General features: G+C 35.5%; 14 protein-coding genes. 11 read left to right on the top strand and 3 right to left on the bottom strand.

Annotation, left to right across the window (positions count from 1 at the left end; translation table 11 throughout):
- Positions 1-14: 14 nt before the first annotated feature.
- Together RT250_RS09040 and RT250_RS09035 are read right to left on the bottom strand one after the other, a co-directional pair.
- The gene (locus RT250_RS09040) at positions 15-344 is read right to left on the bottom strand and encodes a MerR family transcriptional regulator (protein WP_313114175.1); all 330 of its coding nucleotides are present in this window, start codon (positions 342-344) and stop codon (positions 15-17) included.
- Between the two features lie 51 nt (positions 345-395).
- On the bottom strand, positions 396-1373 hold the full coding sequence (locus RT250_RS09035) for a M23 family metallopeptidase (RefSeq protein ID WP_313114172.1): 978 nt from the start codon (positions 1371-1373) through the stop codon (positions 396-398).
- 212 nt (positions 1374-1585) lie between these two features.
- Here RT250_RS09035 and alaS point away from each other — a divergent pair, with 212 nt between their 5' ends.
- The 8 genes from alaS to RT250_RS08995 all read left to right on the top strand — a co-directional run bounded on the left by alaS (position 1586) and on the right by RT250_RS08995 (position 12734).
- Positions 1586-4198, top strand: a complete 2613-nt coding sequence (gene alaS, locus RT250_RS09030; protein WP_313114170.1) for an alanine--tRNA ligase — start codon at positions 1586-1588, stop codon at positions 4196-4198.
- Positions 4199-4283: 85 nt separating this feature from the next.
- Positions 4284-5279 carry a GSCFA domain-containing protein gene (locus tag RT250_RS09025; protein WP_313114168.1) on the top strand — a complete coding sequence of 332 codons (996 nt, stop codon included), beginning with the start codon at positions 4284-4286 and terminating at the stop codon, positions 5277-5279.
- A gap of 132 nt (positions 5280-5411) precedes the next feature.
- Positions 5412-5936 (top strand): Riean_0653 family protein, encoded by a 525-nt coding sequence (locus tag RT250_RS09020; protein ID WP_313114165.1) that lies wholly within the window; start codon positions 5412-5414, stop codon positions 5934-5936.
- A gap of 193 nt (positions 5937-6129) precedes the next feature.
- Positions 6130-7995, top strand: coding sequence for an outer membrane protein assembly factor BamB family protein (locus tag RT250_RS09015; RefSeq protein WP_313114163.1), 1866 nt, complete (start codon positions 6130-6132; stop codon positions 7993-7995).
- A gap of 167 nt (positions 7996-8162) precedes the next feature.
- Complete coding sequence (locus RT250_RS09010; RefSeq protein ID WP_313114161.1) at positions 8163-8420, top strand: hypothetical protein; 258 nt, start codon at positions 8163-8165, stop codon at positions 8418-8420.
- Positions 8413-10314: a tetratricopeptide repeat-containing sensor histidine kinase gene (locus RT250_RS09005; protein ID WP_313114159.1), complete on the top strand. Its 1902-nt coding sequence runs from the start codon at positions 8413-8415 to the stop codon at positions 10312-10314. Before RT250_RS09010 ends, RT250_RS09005 begins: the two co-directional genes overlap by 8 nt.
- Positions 10315-10395: 81 nt before the next feature.
- Complete coding sequence (locus RT250_RS09000) at positions 10396-11043, top strand: response regulator (RefSeq protein ID WP_313114157.1); 648 nt, start codon at positions 10396-10398, stop codon at positions 11041-11043.
- A 146-nt stretch (positions 11044-11189) separates the two neighbouring features.
- Entirely contained in the window at positions 11190-12734 is a 1545-nt protein-coding gene (locus RT250_RS08995; protein ID WP_313114155.1) for a M20/M25/M40 family metallo-hydrolase, read from the top strand.
- Positions 12735-12888: 154 nt separating this feature from the next.
- Here RT250_RS08995 and metK read toward each other — a convergent pair whose 3' ends face one another.
- A complete protein-coding gene (gene metK / locus RT250_RS08990) occupies positions 12889-14145 on the bottom strand; it encodes a methionine adenosyltransferase (protein ID WP_313114153.1) in 1257 nt (418 codons plus the stop codon).
- A gap of 372 nt (positions 14146-14517) precedes the next feature.
- Between metK and RT250_RS13645 the strand changes: the two genes are divergently transcribed.
- The 3 genes from RT250_RS13645 (at position 14518) to RT250_RS08975 (ending at position 16518) form a co-directional block, all read left to right on the top strand.
- Positions 14518-14670 (top strand): hypothetical protein, encoded by a 153-nt coding sequence (locus tag RT250_RS13645; RefSeq protein WP_435373073.1) that lies wholly within the window; start codon positions 14518-14520, stop codon positions 14668-14670.
- 433 nt (positions 14671-15103) lie between these two features.
- Positions 15104-15538: an OsmC family protein gene (locus RT250_RS08980; protein ID WP_313114151.1), complete on the top strand. Its 435-nt coding sequence runs from the start codon at positions 15104-15106 to the stop codon at positions 15536-15538.
- A 38-nt stretch (positions 15539-15576) separates the two neighbouring features.
- Entirely contained in the window at positions 15577-16518 is a 942-nt protein-coding gene (locus RT250_RS08975; RefSeq protein WP_313114149.1) for a pyridoxal-phosphate dependent enzyme, read from the top strand.
- Positions 16519-16645 lie beyond the last annotated feature (127 nt).

The following is a 16645-nucleotide window of genomic DNA, read 5'->3' as shown; positions in this document are numbered from 1 at the left end:
AATAAGGTTGATTTTTAGAGTTGTTCTTTAATTTTAATTAGTTCTGCTTTAACCGATTCCAATTTGCGAATAATTTCAAATTGATCTAGTATTTTCTTTTTATTTTCTTTTAAATGAATTTTTGCACCCTCCAAAGTAAATCCACGCTCTTTAACCAAATGATAGATTAGTTCTAGACTTTTTATATCTTCTTGTGTGAACTTTCTATTTCCTTTAGCGTTTTTTTTGGGTTTTAAAACGTCAAATTCCTTTTCCCAAAACCGTATTAACGATGTATTCACATCAAAAGCCTTGGCAACTTCGCCAATGCCATAATACATTTTTTCTGGGAGGTCTATATGCATTATTTAATTAATGAGTTTAGTAGTTATGTTTAAGTTAGATTATGGCTTAGATTAATCGAGAGATTGGTTTTCTTCTTGCGATTTTCTCAAGATGTCAGCAAATTCTTCCGAAGTTAAGCTTCCATAATAAAAGTTTATCGGGTTAATGCGTTCGCCGTCTTTAAACACTTCATAATGGCAATGTGGCGCCTGACTTCTACCGGTACTTCCTACAAATCCGATGATATCACCACGCTGCACTTTTTGCCCAACTTTCACATTGTATTTATATAAGTGCGCATATAGGCTTTCATATCCATAGCCGTGATCTATAACTATGTGATTTCCATATCCGCTCGCCCTGTTGTCGGCACGTACAATTTTTCCATTTCCTGTTGCGTAAATTGGAGTTCCCCTTGGGGCGGTGAAATCCATGCCATAATGAAACTTACGTGCTTTTGTAAATGGATCTGTTCTATAGCCATATCCAGAAGCCATTCTAGTTAAATCTTTGTTTTTAACCGGCTGAATTGCTGGAATTGCCTCTAGTAACTTTTCTTTTTCTTCGGCTAGTTTAGCAATTTCATCCAACGATTTAGATTGGATGACGATTTGTTTTGTTAATATATCAAGGTTTCTAGACGAGTTTGTAATTAGCTTAGAATTATCAAAACCTTCTAGATTTTTATAGCGATTTATCCCACCGAAACCTGCTTTACGCTGTTCCTCTGGAATAGGGTTTGCTTCAAAATATATACGGTACAAATTGTTGTCTCTTTCTTCAATTTCAGATAAAACCACTTGTGCCTGCTCCATTTTCCTATTTAAAAGCTCGAACTGTAATTGCATATTGTGAAGTTCGCGCTGTAAGGACAACTCTTTAGGAGTTTGAACAGATGGAAGGTTTATATATACAATAAGAAGTAAAAACCCACTCAAGAACATTCCAAGAATACTTAGAGCGAAGATTTTAATTTTTCTCCCTTTTTTCTTCTCTATTTTTTTATACGAAAGTGTTTCGCTATCGTAATAATATTTAACCTTAGACATGCGTTAAAAAATTGCTATTTTTGCGCGTTGATTGTCAGCGCGAAGTAAAGGTAACGTTTTTACAAATATAGAAATTGTTTACTAGTGCGCCTAACCAATAATTTTAGTATAATTTTATAATAAATTGAAACATCTTATCTGAAATCTTAAGATAATTAAAAAGTTTAGGCCAAAGATGAGACAAGACCTTCAGAATTAAACATAAACAAAGCATGAAGTCAAAGGAAATACGTTCCAAATTTTTAGAGTTTTTCAAGTCGAAAGAACACCTTGTAGTTCCATCGGCGCCGATGGTTGTGAAAAACGATCCAACATTAATGTTCATTAATAGTGGGATGGCCCCATTTAAAGAATATTTTTTAGGTAACGGTAAGCCAAAGAGTAATCGTATTTCTGATACACAAAAATGTCTTCGCGTTAGTGGAAAACACAACGATCTTGAAGAAGTTGGGATGGATACCTACCACCATACCATGTTCGAGATGTTGGGGAACTGGAGTTTTGGAGATTATTTCAAAAAAGAAGCAATCGAATGGGCCTGGGAACTATTAACCGAAGTTTATAAAATAGATAAAGACATTCTTTATGTAACTATTTTTGAAGGTGATGAAAGCGAAGGATTAGAGCGTGATACTGAAGCATATAACCTTTGGAAACAATTTGTTCCGGAAGATCGAATTTTAAACGGAAACAAGAAAGACAACTTCTGGGAAATGGGTGATCAAGGGCCGTGCGGACCTTGTAGTGAGATTCACGTAGATATTCGGTCAGACGAAGAAAAAGCTAAAATTTCAGGAAAAGAATTAGTTAACCAAGACCATCCACAAGTTGTTGAGGTTTGGAATTTAGTTTTTATGCAATTCAACAGAAAAGCAAATGGTAGTCTTGAAAAATTAGCTGCGCAGCACGTTGATACAGGAATGGGCTTCGAGCGTTTGTGTACAGTTTTACAAAACAAAACTAGTAATTATGACACCGATGTATTTACTCCGCTAATTCGTGAAATTGAAGCTATAACTGAGACTAAGTACGGAAAAGACGAGAAAAAAGATATCGCAATTCGCGTAATTGCAGACCACGTTCGTGCAGTGGCGTTTTCTATTGCAGATGGTCAGTTACCAAGCAATACTGGTGCTGGTTATGTAATACGAAGAATTTTAAGAAGAGCAATCCGTTATGGTTTTACTTTCCTAGACAAAAAAGAGCCATTTATTTTTAGGTTGGTGGCAACACTAACAGACCAAATGGGAGAAGCTTTCCCAGAACTTGTTTCTGAAAAGAATTTAATGACAAATGTTATCCGCGAGGAAGAACAATCGTTTTTAAGAACATTAGACCAAGGACTTATTTTACTTGAAAATATAATTGCATCAGCAGATTCTAAGATGATTTCTGGTAAAAAGGTTTTCGAACTTTATGATACTTTTGGATTCCCAATAGATTTAACCGCTCTGATTTTACGTGAACGAGGATATTCTTTAAATGAAGAAGAATTTAATGCTGAGCTTCAACAACAAAAAAATCGTTCTCGTGCTGCAACTAAAGTTGAAACTGGCGATTGGATTGTCTTAGAAGAAGATGAAGTTGAAGAGTTTGTAGGGTACGATACTTTAGAAACTCGAGTTAGGATTACGAAATATCGCAAAGTGGAAAGCAAGAAGGATGGTGAAATGTATCAGCTTGTTTTCAACCTAACGCCATTTTATCCTGAAGGTGGAGGCCAAGTAGGGGATAAAGGATATTTAGAAGCTGCAGATGGAGGGGTAACTTATATTGTTGATACGAAAAAGGAGAACAATTTAATTATTCATTTCTCAAAAACACTTCCGCGTAATATAGAAGATCCATTTTTAGCCGTTGTAGATGAAACACAACGCCTTAGAACTGCGTCCAACCACACAGCAACGCATTTGCTTCACCAAGGTTTAAGAAATATTTTGGGCGACCATATTACTCAAAAAGGGAGTATGGTACACAGCCGAAACTTGCGATTTGACTTTTCGCATTTTGCAAAAGTTACAGATGAAGAGTTAAAACAAGTAGAAGATTTTGTGAATGCTAGGATTCGCGAAGGAATTGCCTTAGAAGAAAGAAGAAGTATTCCTTACCAAGAGGCTATAGACGAAGGTGCAATTGCACTTTTTGGAGAGAAATACGGCGATGCTGTTCGTGCAATTAAGTTTGGAAAATCGATGGAGCTTTGTGGGGGTACTCACGTTAGTAATACCAACGATATTTGGCACTTTATTATTACTTCAGAAGGGGCTGTTGCATCTGGAATTAGAAGAATAGAAGCTATTACTGGTGATGCTGCAAAACAATATTTTATTGATAGAAGTGAATCGTTTGCATCGCTTCAAAAGGCACTGAATAATACCAAAGATCCGGTAAAGGCTGTAGTGAACTTACAAGAAGAAAATAGCAATCTGCAAAAACAGATTCAGCAGTTGTTAAAGGACAAGGCTCAGAATTTAAAAGGCGATTTAAAATCTGAAATTCAAAACCTAAACGGCATCAACTTTCTTGCTAAAAAGATAGATTTGGATGCAGGCGGAATGAAAGATTTGGCTTTTGAAATTGGCGGAGAGTCTGAAAATTTATTTCTAGTTTTCGGGGCAGAGAATGACGGTAAAGCCTTGCTCGCTTGTTATATTTCAAAAGAATTAGCTACAGAAAAAGATTTGAACGCTGGTAAAATTGTTCGCGAACTTGGAAAATTTATCCAAGGAGGTGGAGGTGGCCAGGCGTTCTTTGCTACTGCAGGAGGTAAAAATCCAGACGGAATTGATGAGGCTTTAGAAAAAGCTAAAGATTATTTAAAATAATATTATCACTTTGCATACTCTGCGTCTCTGCGGTAAATTTTATACTGCAAAGACGCAAGATATGTGGAGGGTTTTTTAAAATATTATGAAACTTCAAACCGAAATACCCTTAACGCCTGAAGAAAATCAGATGGATTATTCTTCAAAAATTCTTCTGTTAGGAAGTTGTTTTTCGGAAAACATTGGGGCGAAGTTCGATTATTTTAAATTTCAGAATATTCAAAATCCATTTGGAGTAATTTTCAATGTTGTTTCACTTGAGAAATTGGTGATGCGAGCCATTGAAAACAATCTTTTTTCAGAAGAAGATATTTTTCACCACAATGGCATTTGGAAATGTTTTGAAGTGCATTCAGAATTGAATTCACTAAACAAAGTTGAGTATTTAAAGAATCTCAATGCTGCGCTTCAGAAGTTAAGAAGCGCGGTTTTAAATTCAACTCATATTATTATAACCTTAGGTACGTCTTATGTTTATAGATATGTGGGGGATTCGTCATTTAATATCAAGACAGATTCAGATACGCTTGCCAAACATCAAATTGTAGCCAACTGCCATAAACTTCCACAGAAAAACTTTAAAAAAGAACTTCTATCAATTGAAGAAATCACAGAAAGGATTCAGAAAATACTAAATAAGATTTCGGAAGTAAACCCCAAGACCATTGTGTTGTTTACTGTTTCTCCGGTAAGGCATATTAAGGATGGTTTTGCAGAAAACACCTTAAGTAAAGCGCATTTAATTTCGGCCATCCACCAATCCTTGTCATCGCAAATACAGTCGAAAAGTTTCTACTTTCCATCTTTTGAAATTATGATGGATGAACTTCGTGACTACCGCTTTTACGCTGAAGATATGCTTCATCCTAATAAAACCGCCATTAATATTATTTGGCAGAAGTTCTCTAAAGTTTGGATTTCTTTAGAGACACAATCACTTCAAGCGGAAATAGCAAGAATACAAAGTGGACTGCTTCACAAACCTTTCAACGCTGATAGTGAGGAGCATCTTCAATTTTTAGAAAAGCTTCAACAGAAAATTTCTTCAGTTAAAGAGCAATTTCCCCACATTCATTTTTAAAAATCTGCCGTCTCTCGCTAAAATTAAACATATCATTATACGTCAATTGCCTTATTGATATGAGTTGCTTTTTGATGCAACTTTGTTTTTATAATAATAAAACTTCCAATTCGGAAACTAAAACCAAAAATTATGAAAACATTCAACAAAATTTTTTTAGTCTTAATGTCAGTGCTAGCAATAAGTTTAACCTCTTGTAGCAAAGACGACGATGGGGGACAAGACCCAAGTGGGGGAACAGGAACTTTTAAAGCAAAAGTAGATGGAGGTTCTTTTAACCCCTTAAACGGAACCATTGCCGGAGAGATTACTGAATCTGGTCCAACTAAGGTTTTTGCTATTAGTGCAGGTACCTCCAATTCGGAAAATTTACAAATGGTAATCACAACTTTTGATGGGGTGGGGACTTACGATTTAAATTTCACAAATATAGGTACGTATAGTTATTTGCCAGACCCAAGTAATCCAGATCCTAATACCGTTGTTATTTATACTACTGGTAACGGACAGCCTACAAATGGCGAAATTAAAGTTTCGAGTTTTGAAAATAACATTGCTAAAGGGACCTTTAGTTTTACCGCCTATAATTTAGATAATCTATCGCAATCTGTTTCTGTTACAGAAGGTGAGTTTAATATTGAAATGACTGTAAATTAGAGTACTGTAAAACCTAATGTTAGTTTAAACCGATTTCAAGATGCAAGTTTTGTATTCGGTTTTTTTATTAAACTACATGTACGGGATAAGTCTACTCTATAATTGCTTCTAACTTAAGAATACGTCAATTGCCTTATTGATTTTTCCCTCATACATGATCATATTTGAATAATAAACTAATAACCAAAATATTATGAATACCTCAAGAAAATTTTACGTGCTTTATGCTATTTTGTTCCTAACGTTAAACACTGGGATTGCACAAAGAGCTGAGCAACCTGACTTTAGATATGACACAGGTGCCAAAATAAATGATATGATATTAACTCAAGGTGGAACAATGGTTGTTGCTACTAACGATGGTTTGGTGGGGATTAAGCCAGGTAGCAACCAACTGTTGTTTAATTTTACCGAATACGGACGTGTAAAACCTGAGGAACTTACTTTTGTTCCAAATGCGCCATACGTTATAGTTGCACAAGGTGGGTTCGCTAATTTGACTGCAAAAAAATCTGTTATCGATTATATGTCTGGACAAGTACTTTTTAATACCGAAAGTAATGGTTGGAAAGTTGCTTACAGTTGTGAAGTTAAAATGCCACAGAACAAATTAGTAGTTACAGGCCAACGGCGAGCAGATGAAAAATATGCAACTGCTGTGGCGGTTTATGATTTAAATACTGGGAAGGAGGATTATCGTTTTAATCTTGGAGATCCTGGAAAAGTTACTGTGGGTGCAGGAATGCAACCGAGCGGATCTGTGTTATTGTTGAAAGATTACCTTATTGTACCAACAACTAAAGGATTATTGGCAAAAAAAGCACAGACAGGTGAAACTCTTTGGCAAAATGATATGAAGAATATAAATTGGATGGTAGCTGATGCTACTGAGAACGAAATTTATGCCTTCGAAGGTGTAAATCAGGGGAAAAACACTCGAATTCACAAAGTGGGTGTAAACGGTCTAGAGCTTTGGAAGGATGATCATAAAGTAAAGGGTCAAGTGGTAAATTTTGAAATCTTGCCAAAAGGAATAGCAGTAGTTAGCAATCAAAATGACGGAGGAAATAACAGCATATTTGCAACCAAAAACGAATCCAACATTGCATTTTTAAGTGCTACTAATGGGGAAGATCTTTGGGATAAAGCCCCCAAAACTAAAGGTTACGTACAACATTTTTATGTAATGGAAGATGGAATTCTCTTCGGAATATATCAAGGTGGAATTAATAAGATTTCATTTGATGGGCAAACGCTTTTCAAAAAACCATTAAAAACAGGAGAAAACATTTTAACTATGGCGCATACGCCACAGGGATTATTTTATATTACTTCCGAAGATGCCAATATTGTAAATCTAGAAAATGGGGAACAGGTTTGGCAAAAGCCGCTTAAGTATAAAAGAGCAGGAGCGGTAAGTTCAACTCTCGACAAAAGAAACAACCGCTATTTAATTAGCGCAGATGAAACTTTGTACGCTGTAGATGCAACCTCTGGGGATGTTAGCACTTTAACCGAAACTAAATTTGATGGCAAGGAAGATCCTTCACACGTTGAGATTCGCGATGGCGGTATTTTGTTAACCAGTGATCAAAATATGCAATTAATAGATTGGGATGGCAACAAACAATGGCATGAATATTATCGCGCACCAGGTAAAAGTGCAATGGGTGCCGTTTTAGCCGGAGTTGCAGCCGTAGCAACTGCTACAACTGCTGTTGCTGCTGCAAATTCATCCATGCAGAATAAGCTTGCAGGCTATGATGAAGAATCTGAAAGCGATGCAAGATTGGCAGGAGGAATGGCTGCGGCAAGTGGCGCTTCGGTTGCCGAAATGTTAAAGCGATTTAAGGCTACTGCCGCAACTAAAAACGACCAGTTTATTCTTACAAAACTAGACAAAGGTATAGGTTTGGTGAAAGTTAGTAGAGACACAGGAGCAAAAGAAAAAGAAATTGTATTAAAGGATAAACAGCCGGAGTATATTGTAGATGAAATTGGAGGTTTGCTGTATTACAAAGCAGATAACAATTCTATTTTCGCGTACGATCTTAACTAGTAAAACGAAATTAAAATCACTATTTAACCACGGACGAGGTGAGGAGCGTTCAAGGTTTTGAAACCCCATGGTAATGCATGGGGTTATTTTTTTTGAAATAGTAAATAGGGCAAATGCCTTATATAGTTGATTTAATATTAAATGTATCTTTATTTATTAAAAGCCTTATGGAAATAGATTTTACAATTCTTTTTGTTGCCATTCTTACATTAACTATTTCGGGATTGTTATGGTGGCACTATATTGTTCGAAAAATGGCTATTCAATTACATTCACAAATTAAGGAGGAATTACATGAAACTATTGAGCAGCATAAAAGCCAACTTTTTTGTCGAGCACAAAATTTGAATAATTATAATTTTTTAATTCATAACTTAGAGCAGGCTTTAATTATTCAGCCCGAAATAACTTTAAAATATGATTAGAATGTTATTTTGCTTCGTTGGTCTAATACTTATAGAAGCTAACTTATTTGCACAACCTAAAAAAATCGATAGTCTTAACGATTATGCTATTTCAATCTATAAACAATCCCCTCAGAGAGCTATAGAGATTTTAAATGAAGCTCTACGATTAGCTCAAGATGGTATGTATAAACCGGAATTAGCTAAAACAAAAAATAACCTTGGTATTGTACAACGAGATTTGGGTGCCTTGGAACTAGCACTGTCCTTGTCCAAAGAGGCTTTTGAAGCCAGCCCAGATTCTCTCGTGAAAGCTTCGGCACAAAACAACTTAGGGGTAATAAATAGAAAACTGGGCAATTACGAAGACGCTCTTGAAAACTATATTTATGCCGATAGGATATACGAAAAGATGGGCTTGGAAAAAGAGCAGGCGACGGTGAATAATAATATTGGGATGGTATATAGCATGCTGCAGATGAATGAAAAAGCCGTTGAGTATCACGAAAGAGCGCTCGAATTTTTCAAAAAGATTGCTGACAAAAAAGGCATTTCAGAGGCAAAGAACAATATAGCTATTATCCATGCATCTGAAGGTCGATTCGAAGAAGCACTTTCATTTTTTAAACAATCTTTTGAGATAGAGAAATCCTTGGGTGATAAAAAAGGAATGGCTGAATCGGTAAACAATATTGGGGGTGCATATTACTATCTGGGACGTATAGATTCTGCGGTTTATTACTTTAAAAAGTCTGCCGTGATTGAAAAATCTATCGGTAATTTTTCGGGAGTAAGTGCTAGTTATAACAATATTGTTCAAGTTTTGCTTGACAAAAATGAATTAAACAAAGTTGAAGTTTATTTGGATTCTGCCTATCAATTCGCAAGACAAAGCCAAACCGCCGAGGACATCGAAATGGCCTTGCTTAATTATTCAGATTATTATGCAGCTAAAAAAGAAACCGGACCATCCTTTGAATATTATAAAAAATATGTAGCCTTTAAGGATAGTGTTTTAAGCAAATCCAATATAGAGACCTTGCAGGAAATGGAGGTAAAATATGATACCGAAAAAAAGCAAAATGAAATTTTACAACAACGAGCCCAATTGGCAGAAAAGGAAATGGAGGTACGCCAAAAAAATACTTATATTTTCGGCAGTCTCGGCCTAGCTTTGGTTCTAGGACTGCTAGGTTATTTACTCTATAATCAGCAGAAGCTTAAAAACCACCAACTTCAAAAAGAAGGTGAGTTAAAAACGGCTTTGGCAAAAATTGAAACCCAAAATAAACTGCAGGAGCAGCGTTTGCGTATTTCTCGAGATCTTCACGACAATATTGGAGCTCAGCTCACTTTCATCATATCTAGTATTGACAACCTAAAATTCGGCTTTACAGATATTGGTGAGAAACTTGGCAATAAACTCAGTGCTATTAGCACCTTTACCTCCCAGACCATTTATGAACTTCGCGATACCATTTGGGCAATGAACAAAGAGAGAATAACCTTTGAAGATTTACAAGCGCGAATAGCAAACTTTATTGAGCAAGCAAAAAGCGCATCGGAAAATATTGAATTCTCATTTAACATTGAAGAAAGTGTTGAAGAAACGCACGTATTTTCGTCTGTAGAAGGTATGAATATTTACAGAATCATTCAAGAAGCAGTAAACAATTCATTGAAGTATGCCGTTGCCGACGAAATCGAGGTCAATATTTCAAAAGAAGGTGAACAATACCAAATTGAAGTTATCGATAACGGCAAAGGATTTAATCCCGAGACCATCGCTATGGGCAACGGCCTTAATAATATGAAAAAACGCGCACGGGAGATTAATGGTACACTTGAAGTTCAAGCCTCTAAAAAGGGAACTTCTATTTTGCTGAGGTTGGCAAAACCATTTACAGTAGAATAGATTAATACGGCAAATGCCTTATTTTACGGTTGTCTTTTTTGAGCTAAATTCATTATCTTTAAACGACTAACCGAATATAAAATGTTGAAACTCGCTATTGTTGACGATAACTCCTTCCTCATACATGCCATAAAGGAAAAACTATCTTTTTTTGAAGATGTTTCGGTGAAGCACACCTCTTTGAATGGCAGTGAGCTGCTTACAAAACTACAGGAAAACCACAACCTCGATTTAATATTGATGGATATTGAAATGCCTGTTTTAAACGGTATAGAGACTACACAGATGGTAAAGCAGAAATATCCGCATATCAAAATAATTATGCTAACTGCTTTTGATAATGACGAACATATTTTCAATGCTATAAAAGCAGGTGCCGATGGATATTTGTTGAAAGAAATTAATCCCAAAGATTTATACGAGGGAATTTTGGAAACACTAAATGGAGGTGCTGCCATGACTCCTTCTATTGCTATGAAAACTCTAAAATTACTTCGAAATCCTATCGATATTCAAAGTTTAAGAGATAAAGAACAAATATCTCTCTCCGCTCGTGAGGTTGAGGTTTTAGATCAATTAAGTAAAGGTTTGACCTATACTGTAATTGCTGAGCATCTTTTTTTGTCGCCTAGCACTGTACGAAAACACATTGAAAATATCTACAAAAAACTTCAAGTGCACAGTAAAATTGAAGCTGTTCAAAAAGCGAGAAACCACAATATTATCTAATACTTTAGATCTTCCCTATGATTTAATACTTAGAATCGGGCATTTTCTATTTCTGTGGTTTGTTTGTAAAACTTTTCTTAATATAAAATATATTGTAGTTTTAGCTTTTACATTTAAAATTTGATACCGAACACAAACCCCTCATTATGAAAAAACTATTAACGCTTGCCTTTTTAATTTCGGCAACCTTTACAATCTCTGCACAAGAGAATGATCCTGTAATTGATAACATTTTAAAGGAGGCTTACGAAAACTCACAACTAGAAACTCTAGGTCACCAATTAATGGACGACATTGGGCCGCGATTGGTCGGAACTCCACAAATGCAAAAAGCACACGATTGGGCCGTTGCAAAATACAAATCTTGGGGAATTGATGCCGAGAATCAACAGTATGGTGAATGGAAAGCTTGGGAACGAGGCATTACGCATATAGATATGGTTCACCCTAGAGTACAATCTTTAAACGGAACGCAACTAGCTTGGAATCCTGGAACATCAAAAAATGGTGTTACGGCCGAATGTATTATTCTTCCAGAAGTAAAAGATTCTTTATCATTTCAAAAATGGCTTCCTAAAGTAAAAGGTAAGTTTGTTATGATTGCTATGAAACAGACCACTGGAAGACCTGATTATAACTGGGAAGAATGGGCAACTCCAGAGTCTTTTGAGAAAATGAAAAATGAAAGAGAAGCTCAAACTAAGGCTTGGAATGAAAATATTAGTAGAACTGGTTACAATAGAAGAAGTATTATTTCTGCATTAGAAGATGCAGGTGCAGCTGGAATTATCGATAGCTATTGGTCTAGAGGTTTTGGCGCTAACAAAATTTTTGCAGCCCGTACTAAGAAAATACCAACTGTAGATATTCAATTGGAGGATTACACTATGTTATATAGAATGGTTGAGCATGGTGATAAACCTAGAATAAATATAATAGCACAATCTAAAGATTTAGGTGTAGCTCCTGCTTTTAACACTATTGCTGAAATTAAAGGAACCGAAAAACCAGACGAATATGTAATTCTTTCTGCTCATTTCGATTCATGGGACGGAGGAACAGGTGCTACAGACAATGGTACTGGAACACTTGTGATGATGGAGGCAATGCGAATTTTGAAAAAAGTTTACCCAAATCCTAAACGTACAATTCTAGCTGGACATTGGGGAAGTGAAGAGCAAGGACTAAACGGATCTTCTGCCTTTGTTGCAGATAATCCAGAAATCGTAAAAAATATGCAAGCAGCTTTTAATCAAGATAATGGTACAGGAAGAGCAGTTAAAATTAACGGAGCAGGATTCCTTCACTCTTACGATTATATATCCCGTTGGTTAGCTGCAGTGCCAGACACTATTAGCAAGCATATTGAAACAACTTTTCCAGGATGGCCGTCAAGTGGAGGGTCAGACAATGCTAGCTTTGTAGCCGCGGGGGCACCTGCCTTTAATTTGAGCTCTTTAAGCTGGAGTTATTGGAACTATACTTGGCACACCAACTTAGATACCTACGATAAAATTGTATTTGACGATGTGCAACACAATGCTATTCTAGCTGCAATTATGGCTTATAAAGCTTCGGAAGATCCAGAGTTTACCTCTAGAGAGCAAATAAATCTTCCTATTAATAAAAGAACTGGAGAGCAACAAAAGTGGCCTACACCAAGAACTCCAGAAAGAAAAGGTGGTATGTAAATATTAAAATCACCAAATAAAAAAATCCCAAATTCCAAAAAAATAATTTCTGGAATTTGGGATTTTTTATTGTTATCAATTCGAAAACTATAAATATAAAGGGTTTATATCTTAGTTCTTCCTAAACAAAGTTGAAGGGCTCAACCTGACTTTGTTAAATGTTAAAAGCTTTTTTTACTTCATCAACATACTCCAAGTTTTCCCAAGTGAAAAGTTCAACTTCTTTTTCTACTTTCCCGTTATACGGGCTTTCGAAAGTTTTAGTGATTTTTTGTGGAGTTCTTCCCATATGACCATAAGCAGCCGTTTCAGAATAAATTGGTTCTCTAAGTTTTAATCTTTTTTCAATTGCTGCCGGACGCATATCGAAAATCTTTGCAACTTTTTCAGCAATCTCACCATCAGTAAGGTTTACATTTTTAGAGTTGTAAGTGTTTACTAAAATTGAAGTAGGTTTTACTACACCAATAGCATAACTTACCTGTACCAAAATCTCATCAGCCACCCCTGCGGCAACAAGGTTTTTAGCGATATGTCTAGCCGCATAAGCAGCACTTCTATCAACTTTACTCGGGTCTTTTCCACTGAAAGCACCACCACCGTGAGCACCTTTTCCACCATAAGTATCAACGATTATTTTTCTTCCTGTTAAGCCTGTATCTCCGTGGGGCCCACCAATAACAAATTTTCCAGTTGGATTAATGTGGTAAGTAATACCATCATTGAATAATTTTTGAACATGCTCCGGGAATTGCTTTTTAACGCGAGGAATTAGAATTTCCTTTACGTCATTTTCAATTTTTTTGAGCATAACTTTGTCGTCTTCATCAAAGTCGTCGTGCTGTGTAGAAACAACAATTGTAACAATTTTTTGTGGAATATTGTCATCGCTGTATTCAATTGTAACTTGGCTTTTTGAATCGGGCCGCAAATATTTTATTTCGTCCTCTTCTCTTCTAAGCGCTGCCAATTCATACATTATTTTGTGTGAGATATCCAATGCCAATGGCATATAATTATCTGTTTCTTTGGTAGCATAGCCAAACATCATTCCTTGGTCTCCCGCACCTTGTTCCTCTTTATTTTCGCGATCTACACCTTGATTAATATCTTGAGATTGTTCGTGAATTAATGAAATTACGCCACAAGAATCCCCACTAAATTGATACGCTCCTTTAGTGTAACCAATTTTATTAATAACATCACGGGCAATCGTTTGTACATCTAGATAAGTATTGCTTTTTACTTCTCCAGCAAGAACAACCTGACCGGTGGTTACTAAGGTTTCACAAGCAACTTTACTTTCGGGGTCGAATGCTAAAAAATTATCTAAAAGCGCATCACTAATTTGATCTGCAACTTTGTCTGGATGTCCTTCAGAAACACTTTCTGATGTAAATAAATAAGCCATAATCTGAATTTAAATTTTTAAAAAATATTTAAACAACTTAGGATAAAATTTTTAAGACTTGCATATGGCGTACACTAATAATTAAGTGGAAAGCCTAAAGTCCTATGTTTTATAGTCTTAAGTCATTTATTTAAAAAAAGATTTGACGGGTCGCGACCTTGGGAAGTTCTCACTGCCTTTAGCATTTTTTAGGGAGGTTGCAATCAGTCAAATCTTTCCTCTTAAATAATCTGCAGCAAAAGTATATAATTAAAATGAACTGAAGATTTGTTTTAAAAAATTTTGACAAAAAATTAGGTTATTAAATTATCGACTTTAGGGGAGAAACCTGATTGAATTATTTTATCAAATAAAAATTGTAATAAATTACGATTGTTTAGTTCAGTTCTAAGATCGGCAATTGATAATGGATATACAGAGCTAGACCTAAAGGAAAATCTTTGTGGTAATGACGTTGGAAGGAAATTGCTTATCTTGGCGCGTGAATTAAATTTGCATAATGAATTGAAAGATATTACGATTTAAAACTTAATTCCAAAGGATTTACGGAACGTTTCAAAAAAATAATTTTGGAGCAATTGAAAGAGTTGGTTGTTCCATTTCAGATTAAAAAGAAAAACCAGCCAAAGAACTTTGTTTTTCGATATGAACAGATTTACACGACCATTTGTCTGAGAAAACAGGCGCTCTTTTAAATGTAAGTTTAGTAAATGTTTCTAAAAATAGCATGTTAGGTGTTTTAAAAGGAAGCTTTTCAATTTTCGAAAAATATACAGAGAGTTACGGTGATAATCCAATTGTAATTTGAGGCGCAGGGGCTGATAAAGCAGTAACTGCTCGTATTGTTTTTGAAGATATTTTGAGAATAAGTGATAAGGATTAAAAAAAGACCTGAGACTAAAAGTATGAAAATAGTTTTAGGCCTCAAGTCATTAAAAATAAAAGAAAACTTATAAATATGAAAGTAAATTTAGAGCGTAAAAACGATAAGTTTTTATTTGAAGCAAAAGGAAATTCTGAGGTTCCAGTTTATATCGATAATAAAACAGATGAAGCTTCAAAAGGAGCAAGTCCTATGGAACTTTTATTAATGGGAGTTGGAGGATGTAGTGCCATTGATGTTATTTCAATATTACAAAAGCAAAGACAAGAAATAACTTCTTATAAAATGGAAGTAGAAGGTCAACGCGAAGAAGTTCGTGAGGCAAAACCATTTAAAGCTATTCACGTAACACTTTATTTGGAGGGAGATATTGATGAAGCTAAAGCGGTTCGCGCAGCAAAATTGAGCTTTGAGAAATATTGTTCAGTTTCAATAACTATGGAAGCTTCGGTAAAAGTGACCTATAGCATTGAGTTAAATGGAAAGAACTTAAATATTCTAGTGGCTTAGGCTAAACTTGTATTTGCTTATATCTAATTTCGATTTAAATGATTCCATCCCAGCGTGAAGTAGAAGAGGCTTATAGACGTGTAAAGCCATACGTTCACAATACTCCTGTGCTAAAGTCTTCTTTTTTAAATAAATTTTCAGGTGCTGAAATTTATTTTAAATGTGAAAATTTTCAGCGAATGGGAGCATTTAAAATGCGTGGTGCTGTAAACGCAATTCTTCAGCTTACTGAAGCTCAGAAAAGAGCAGGAGTTGTAACACATTCTTCAGGGAATTTTGCACAAGCTTTGTCCTTAGCAGCAAAAATTTTAGGGGTTAACGCATATATCGTAATGCCTAAAAATGCACCCCAAGTTAAAAAAGATGCCGTTATAGGTTATGGCGGAATCATCACAGAATCTGAATCAACAACAATTGCAAGAGAGCAGCAGGCCGAAAGGATTCAAAAGGAAACTGCGGCAACTTTTATCCACCCTTCAAACGATAAAAATGTAATTTTAGGGAATGCGACATCAGCTTTAGAATTGTTAAAAACACATCAGGATTTAGATTATCTGTTTGCGCCAGTTGGGGGTGGAGGATTAATTTCGGGTACTTCTCTTGCTGTAAAATATTTTGGAAAGAATTGTAAAACAATTGGTGGAGAACCTTATGAGGTAGATGATGCTTTCCGAAGCCTTCAAACTGGGAAAATAGAGTTGAACGAAACCACAAACACCATTGCAGACGGGCTTAAAACATCTCTTGGGGATGTTAATTTTCCTATTATTAAAAATTTAGTTTCAGAAATAATTAGAGTTGAAGAAATCGAAATAATTTCAGCAATGAAATTTATTTGGGAGCGTTTAAAAATTGTTGTAGAACCTTCTAGTGCTGTGGCCTTAGCTGCTTTGCTTCGCGAGAGAGAAAGATTTCAGAACAAGAAAATTGGAATAATTATTTCAGGAGGAAATGTGGATTTAAAAAATTTACCATTCTAAATTTTATTTGAAATTAATACTGTGTAACGGCCTAGGTGTTAACGGTAAAGGTAGAAGCAAAGAAAAGAAAAGAAATGCTCTATTTTATTGTTTATAGTTTAGTTTATCTTTGTCGCCGACAAAATAA

The organism is Aequorivita sediminis (genome assembly GCF_032080575.2).
In the GTDB taxonomy this organism is placed as follows: Bacteria; Bacteroidota; Bacteroidia; order Flavobacteriales; family Flavobacteriaceae; genus Aequorivita; species Aequorivita sediminis.
This window is presented reverse-complemented; position numbering and strand designations above follow the sequence as displayed.

Excerpts from the sequence above, each read along its gene's own strand:
- RT250_RS08980 (WP_313114151.1), top strand. The coding sequence starts at position 15,104 with ATGAAAGTAAATTTAGAGCGTAAAAACGATAAGTTTTTATTTGAAGCA.
- RT250_RS09005 (WP_313114159.1), top strand. The coding sequence starts at position 8,413 with ATGATTAGAATGTTATTTTGCTTCGTTGGTCTAATACTTATAGAAGCT.
- RT250_RS09025 (WP_313114168.1), top strand. The coding sequence starts at position 4,284 with ATGAAACTTCAAACCGAAATACCCTTAACGCCTGAAGAAAATCAGATG.
- metK (WP_313114153.1), bottom strand. The coding sequence starts at position 14,145 with ATGGCTTATTTATTTACATCAGAAAGTGTTTCTGAAGGACATCCAGAC.
- RT250_RS09040 (WP_313114175.1), bottom strand. The coding sequence starts at position 344 with ATGCATATAGACCTCCCAGAAAAAATGTATTATGGCATTGGCGAAGTT.
- RT250_RS09035 (WP_313114172.1), bottom strand. The coding sequence starts at position 1,373 with ATGTCTAAGGTTAAATATTATTACGATAGCGAAACACTTTCGTATAAA.
- RT250_RS09015 (WP_313114163.1), top strand. The coding sequence starts at position 6,130 with ATGAATACCTCAAGAAAATTTTACGTGCTTTATGCTATTTTGTTCCTA.
- RT250_RS08975 (WP_313114149.1), top strand. The coding sequence starts at position 15,577 with ATGATTCCATCCCAGCGTGAAGTAGAAGAGGCTTATAGACGTGTAAAG.
- alaS (WP_313114170.1), top strand. The coding sequence starts at position 1,586 with ATGAAGTCAAAGGAAATACGTTCCAAATTTTTAGAGTTTTTCAAGTCG.
- RT250_RS09010 (WP_313114161.1), top strand. The coding sequence starts at position 8,163 with ATGGAAATAGATTTTACAATTCTTTTTGTTGCCATTCTTACATTAACT.
- RT250_RS08995 (WP_313114155.1), top strand. The coding sequence starts at position 11,190 with ATGAAAAAACTATTAACGCTTGCCTTTTTAATTTCGGCAACCTTTACA.
- RT250_RS09020 (WP_313114165.1), top strand. The coding sequence starts at position 5,412 with ATGAAAACATTCAACAAAATTTTTTTAGTCTTAATGTCAGTGCTAGCA.
- RT250_RS09000 (WP_313114157.1), top strand. The coding sequence starts at position 10,396 with ATGTTGAAACTCGCTATTGTTGACGATAACTCCTTCCTCATACATGCC.